The organism is Proteus sp. fly-1008 (genome assembly GCF_040140305.1).
In the GTDB taxonomy this organism is placed as follows: Bacteria; Pseudomonadota; Gammaproteobacteria; order Enterobacterales; family Enterobacteriaceae; genus Proteus; species Proteus vulgaris_B.
In genome coordinates this window covers 1-6477 of record NZ_JBEEWH010000002.1, presented here as the reverse complement: position 1 = coordinate 6477, position 6477 = coordinate 1, and the positions used below count along the sequence as shown (strand labels likewise).

Below are 6477 nucleotides of genomic sequence, written 5' to 3'. Positions count from 1 at the left end.
TGTTTATATTCTTTGGCGTCGTGGCTGTGCAGTAGTGCCACGGCGTTAGAGCAGTGCTCGTAATGCTCACATACTAATGTATGCTCCGCTTACTGTGCGCTGTCTGCCTTGTTGCACTGCTTGCTCGCTCACGACTTTTGTTTGTGAGAGGTTATTGGTTAAAACTCTCTTCTCTTCTTTATTCTTCGTTATTTATTCTTTCTGAGCTTATTTCATAAAATTACTCTATGGGTGATATTTTTGCCTCTATTTAAATAGATCTTCTGCGATACGCTAAATTTTAGGTGCGGATTTTTTGTCCTTTGAGAATAAAAATCGTAGTTTGCTTATTATTTTGAAAATAGGGTTATTTTTTCCTTATAAATCAACATCGTTACAAATTGAAACAAAATACACATTTTGTTACATATTAAAAATTCATGTACATTAGAACTGACTGGCTTTAGCGAGATTTCGGACATTTGCGAAAGTTGATCATGTAAATAAATACACTTATTTTAAGAAACGAAAGCAGTAAATAACGCGTGAACAATTATTTTACGCTAAGTCACTTATCCTACGAGGATACAACGTCCTTCTTTTCCGTCACTCCCTTTACTTCCCCTTAAAATTACTTAAGCTACTCTAATCAAATCGCAGTGTGCACTGGCTGATTTTTTGAAAAGGACATCAACAATAATCGTTTTGTTGAGAAACAATAACTGATAGTTAATTAAGGACTTGCCATGCCAACTCCCTGCTATATCTCCATTGAAGGAAAAACCCAAGGCAATATTACTGCGGGCGCATTTACGGCTGAATCAGTAGGAAATATTTATGTTCAAGGCCACGAAGATGAAATGCTGGTGCAAGCATTCTCTCATGTAGTGACTGTGCCTACTGATCCGCAATCAGGTCAGCCTTCAGGTCAACGTGCGCATAAACCTTTCCGTTTTACGGTGGCGTTAAACAAAGCGGTTCCTCTGCTGTATAACGCATTAGCCTCGGGCGAAATGTTGTCAAAAATCACCTTAAAATGGTATCGCACCTCGGTTGAAGGGAAGCAAGAGCATTTCTTCACCACCACATTAACTGATGCCACCATCGTGAATATCGATTGCCAAATGCCACACTGCCAAGATCCGACTAAGTCTGACTTCACTCAACTGATCGAAGTGTCTCTTTCTTATCGCAAAATTGATTGGGAACACACCGTTGCAGGGACATCAGGCTCTGACGACTGGCGTGCACCACTCGAAGGTTAATTCTTCACACTTTATTTATGGGCTCTGTCATGGGCCCATTGTTCTCTGCATTTTTTGTCTTTTTTATTGCGTGTTTGTCACATTTAAATCGGAGCTTTTATGTCAACGAATGACGCTAACAACCCCCCTAAACCCCGTTTGGTATTAGATGATCCCACATCATCACAACCTTTTGAAATAGGGATGACATTTTCTGAACAACACGCTCGCATTAAAAAATACAGCGAATTACTCGACACCCTAGGAAAGGGATTACTTCATACGGGATTAGTGTTTACTTGCCAAATTGGCGATTTACCTAAAAGCACTTTTCAAGTCACTCAGTTTGATTTAAACGAAGGATTATCAGAACTTTTCACGCTTTCGATACACGCGGTGAGCGAGCAACGTGATATTGATTTTGCCAACCAATTAGGTGTGGCTTCATCATTAACCGTCAGTCGTGACGGTAAAACACTTCGCACGGTTCAAGGCTTACTGGCGAGTGCTGAACAAGGCAACACCGACGGCGTTAAAACGTGGTATCAATTTGTTATTCGCCCAGAAATGTGGGTGATGACGCTGAACCAAGATAGCCGTATTTTCCAGAATAAAACGGTGCCACAAATTCTTCAGCAATTGCTAGATGAAGCACATATCAAATATGACAAGCAATTCTATCAACCCGAACTGCATCAAACTCGCCACTATATCACGCAAAAGCGTGAATCTGCTTATGCATTCTGGTGTCGTTTAGCGTTTGAAGAGGGGATCAATTTTTGGTTTGAAGAAGGACCAAAACTGTTTTATAGCGACAATCATTTAGGGATGACGGCGGGGATCACGCTGACGTATAACCCACAAGCAGAAACCGATATTACCGACACCACTGCCACCACATGGCGCTATACCGAACGTTTATGCAGTGATGTGCGTATCGATAAAGATTATAACCCTATGCGTCCTTCTTACCCGCTATCACAAGAAACAACGGGTGACGTTCATCAACAACATCCTGTTTTTGAGAGCTATGGCCGTTTTCAAGAAGATGCCCATGCTCAACCATTGAATCAACTGCGCTATGAACAATCGCAAAACCATCGTCAAACCGGCTCAGCAAGCACCAACTGTTTTGCATTAATGCCGGGCAAAGTGTTTACCTTAACCCATCACCCAAGTGCGAGAATGAATTCGCGTTGGCAAGTGATCAGTGTTTCGCATCACGGTGTACAGCCCTCTGCGGATAACGGGGGCGGTGAAGGTACCCAGTTAAGCAATCACGTGACATTTATTCCAGGCACACAAGAATGGCGTCCACCTTTTCATTATAAACCGCTAGCGGATGGTGATGAGTTGGCGACAGTCGTTGGTCCAGAAGGTGAGGAGATTTACACCAATGAACAAGGCGCGGTAAAAGTTTATTTTCACTGGGATAGACGCGGAAAGCCTGATCATAGTGGTTCGTGTTGGTTGCGCGTTGCACAAGGTTGGAATGGCGATGGCTACGGCTTTATGGTGATCCCCCGTATTGGGCAAGAAGTGATTGTCTCTTATTTAAATGGTGATATTGATAGACCGATTATTACGGGCTGTACTTATAACGGTCGCAATGCCCCACCACTAGATTTACCCAAAGATAAAACCCGAACCACTTTTCGTACAAAAACGCATAAAGGCACAGGATTTAATGAACTGCGATTTGAGGATGCCGGCGGACGCGAAGAAGTGTATTTACATGCGCAGAGGGATTTAAATATTCATGTGCAACATGATAGTCATTGGCATACTCAACATGATTTCAAGCATCGCATTGATAATCAACGTGTTACTGAAATTTTAGGTGATGATCACCTTATTATGCAAGGAACACAGAAATCATTAATTGAAGGTGATGTTTCATTACAAATTAAAGGTGCTAAACATAGCAAAATTGATGATGAATTAATTGTCGAAAGTGGTATGGAAACGAGCTTTAAAAGTGGTGGAAAAATTATTCTTGAAGCAGGAACAGAAATCACACTAAAAGTAGGAAGTAGCTTTATCCGTCTTACTCCAAGTGCAATTTTTACTTCTGGTAATTTAGATATCGGCTCTAGTGGTCCGGGGAATGGGCAATCTCCAATTATTCAACTTCCAGATGGTGTTATACCTTTCGAGCAACCCCCTTATACAATTAAGAAGTATTGTGCTTTAACTGCAAACGAAACAGGTAGCTTATTAATAAAGCCACCTAAGGAAGAAGAATAATGACATCCTTAACATGGACGCAATGGGTGAATGATTTTTCAAAAGGAGATGTATATTTTTTTATTAATACACCACCTACATCCGATTCTATTAAACGGTTTTATAGTAATAATTGGGTAGAAGAAGCTATTCCTTTATATCGGGGGACAGGGCTTGATCATTTAACGGAAATAAGTCCTTGGTTAGTTAAAATTAAATCAATATCCCTTTATCATTTAGCAAAAGAGCTAGATGAATGCCCATTGGAAGATAGGCATTGGGGATGGGCATATCACAGTCACTTAAATTGGAAAGAACAAATTAAGCATTGGCAATATTATCAAATGGTTACAGTATATAATGAGCTGGTGCATTTAAGGATCTTTGATCCTCGTATTACTGAAATATTCTTACCTAACCTAAAAAAAGAAGATTGGCTATCATTAATGTATCCAGTTAATGATATCTTTATTCCAGTTAATAAAGAGAGCTTATTTTTTGAATGTCCTAACGATATATTAAAAAGCAAAAAACACGATTTCCCATTAAAATACATACTTCCTTTCTATTTACTAGAGGCTTGGCGTAATTCACTATATGCAACTAATTTAGTTGTTGAGAACCTTATTCTTGATTTTTGGGAAGATAAAGGTGATCTCGCCTATTCGCTTTTTTCAAGAGAGAATAATATAAGGGAAATTATCTACCAATGGGTTTCTAATGAAAAGTTAAAAAATACAGATATCGCTTATTTGACTGATAAAAATTTATTAAATCATTTATTAAATATAAAATTAATTAACAAGGAAGAACTATAAATGACGGATAAAACGGACTGTATTACTTGTGGAGAAAAATGGATTGAAATTCATCTTGTGGATGAGCTTAATAAACCTCTATTGAATATCGAATATGAATTATATCAGGCTTTTGGTCCTATGAAAAAACCAAGAAAAGGAATAGTAAAAGCAAATGGGATCATTAGGGAAGAGGGATTGGCTGGTTTCCCTATTGTCTTAAAATTAGATACTCAAGCTTTAATAAAGGAAATGAGCACACGAAAGTTAAGATTACTTAGAGGAGAAAATAATTCCACTGTCAAAACTGAAGCGAAGGCAAAAAATTATCCTTACCGTTATACAACAATTGGTGCTTTATGCAGGGAGAAAATTGATATTGATAATAAAGGATATCAGGATGAATATCCTTTTTATCATTTTCCTAAAGATGAAGCTTTTCAAGGGATCCCACTTTCTAAGTTTAATACCACAACAGTCATTGAGATTTGCCCATTTAGAGCTTGGTCTTTGATTCTTCATCATACTGAACAATATTCTATGGTTAATGCCTATAATTTAGGGATCTTAAGCCAACTTTCCTATAAGGATAATAATATTGATAATGCTGATTCAATAAGTTGTTTTTTTGAACGACAATGCTTGGATTTAAGTCGTTATCCTGTTGTCAGGGAGAAAGAAATTAATGCTCAATATCCCGCTATTGTTATCGATGTCCCTTTTGAAGAACGTTATGATAAGGCGGTTTTTTTAGATACTGAAGATGAAGAACAGCATGGTTCTAATGCTGAAGGTAGTACTCAATTATTCTATGTCCAAAATAAAGAGCAATTTATTGTTGCGTGGAGAGGATCTCAGGAGGGAACTGATTGGGTTGATGATTTTACCTATCGAGCGAAAGATATTAAAACCCACGCTCCAGAATTTAATCTAAATGGCAAAATGCATAAAGGTTTTTTAGGCGCTTATCAATTAGGAAAAAATTTCTTTCGTGATGATTTTTCTGAAATGGAGAAAAAATCAAAAGGAAAAAAATTATTTATCTGTGGTCATAGTTTAGGTGGAGCATTAGCTTTAGCCCATGCTACTGAATTACATAAAAATACACCGTTACTCTATACTTATGGTGCTCCTAGGTTATTTACAATTTCTGCACTTGAGCAGTTACCTAAGTTTACTCATTATCGCCATATTAATAATAACGATATTGTGCCCAGAGTTCCACCAGAAGCAAGTTTAGATAATTTGTTATTTAATATTTATGGCATTTTTGGCAATATCATAGGTGGTGTTGCATCAATTATTGATTTATTGGGACAAAAAGCGATTACCCAATATGGAGAATTTTATTTACATCATGGAAGCCCTGTTATTTTTTATGAAGCATGTAACTTAATTGAATATTATGAAGAAAAGGTGCCTACCGCGAAACATACATGGAAATTTAGTTATTATAATGACAAAAATAACAGGACAAAACTTTATATTGTTCCTGAGATAGATAAATTGGCATTGAATGACTCAATGAATCTGCAACAAGAATTTATGAATAACTTAAATGAAAATGATAAAAATAATCTTTTCCCTGAACAAAAAAATCCAGAAAGTAATGGTGGAGCGAGTGTAACAGACCATTATATGGGAAGAGGTTATTTGCCTTTCTTACATGATCAACTTTTGGAGTTAGTTGATAATAATAAAACACCACAACGCTTACAATCACGAGAGACATTTAAAATCGCGTTGGATGGCAACATTAATTTTGTTAATCCTGATCCTTATAGGAAGAAAACCTTAGAAGCATACAGACAACGTAATTTATATTTTTTAGATTTACAACAGAGTATGAATAATTCTCTTATTCCAATACAATCGAATCCTAAAGAAATGGATATGCTAATGCAATTTAAGGAACAAACATATGAAATATTTAATCAATAAATACCCTATTTTTATTTTTGGCATTGCGGCACTATTTTTAACTGGATGCAATATATTAAAACCCAAAATAGATAGAACACTTTCCCCCCCTGAAAATGGTAGAACAGTAAAAATTACAGTTGATGTACCCAATATCGCTGAACTTTCTCCAATGAAGGTTATGTATCGTTCAAACCTTTGCAGAAAAACGTATAATAATAATGAAGTGCCTACATATACTGTTTCTGGTTTTAATAGTGAAATGGTTTTGTTAGAAAAAGAAGATAATAGTTCATTATATAGTGCAGAAA

Annotated in this window: 4 protein-coding genes and 1 pseudogene; all 5 read left to right on the top strand. The window is 36.9% G+C overall.

Annotated elements, in window-relative coordinates:
* The first annotated feature begins 725 nt into the window (after positions 1 to 725).
* Positions 726 to 1244, top strand: a complete 519-nt coding sequence (locus ABN256_RS04640) for an Hcp family type VI secretion system effector (protein ID WP_197269504.1) — start codon at positions 726 to 728, stop codon at positions 1242 to 1244.
* A 99-nt stretch (positions 1245 to 1343) separates the two neighbouring features.
* Positions 1344 to 3470, top strand: coding sequence for a type VI secretion system Vgr family protein (locus ABN256_RS04635; protein ID WP_349439214.1), 2127 nt, complete (start codon positions 1344 to 1346; stop codon positions 3468 to 3470).
* Positions 3470 to 4267, top strand: a complete 798-nt coding sequence (locus ABN256_RS04630) for a DUF4123 domain-containing protein (protein ID WP_340895311.1) — start codon at positions 3470 to 3472, stop codon at positions 4265 to 4267. The genes ABN256_RS04635 and ABN256_RS04630 overlap by 1 nt, the downstream gene beginning before the upstream one ends.
* The gene (locus tag ABN256_RS04625; RefSeq protein WP_349439212.1) at positions 4268 to 6187 is read left to right on the top strand and encodes a lipase family protein; all 1920 of its coding nucleotides are present in this window, start codon (positions 4268 to 4270) and stop codon (positions 6185 to 6187) included.
* A pseudogene (locus tag ABN256_RS04620) lies at positions 6168 to 6477 on the top strand (hypothetical protein); the annotation flags it as partial. The gene ABN256_RS04625 and the pseudogene ABN256_RS04620, both read left to right, overlap by 20 nt.

Coding starts and splice junctions, on each gene's coding strand:
- ABN256_RS04630 (WP_340895311.1), top strand. CDS start 3,470: ATGACATCCTTAACATGGACGCAATGGGTGAATGATTTTTCAAAAGGA.
- ABN256_RS04625 (WP_349439212.1), top strand. CDS start 4,268: ATGACGGATAAAACGGACTGTATTACTTGTGGAGAAAAATGGATTGAA.
- ABN256_RS04635 (WP_349439214.1), top strand. CDS start 1,344: ATGTCAACGAATGACGCTAACAACCCCCCTAAACCCCGTTTGGTATTA.
- ABN256_RS04640 (WP_197269504.1), top strand. CDS start 726: ATGCCAACTCCCTGCTATATCTCCATTGAAGGAAAAACCCAAGGCAAT.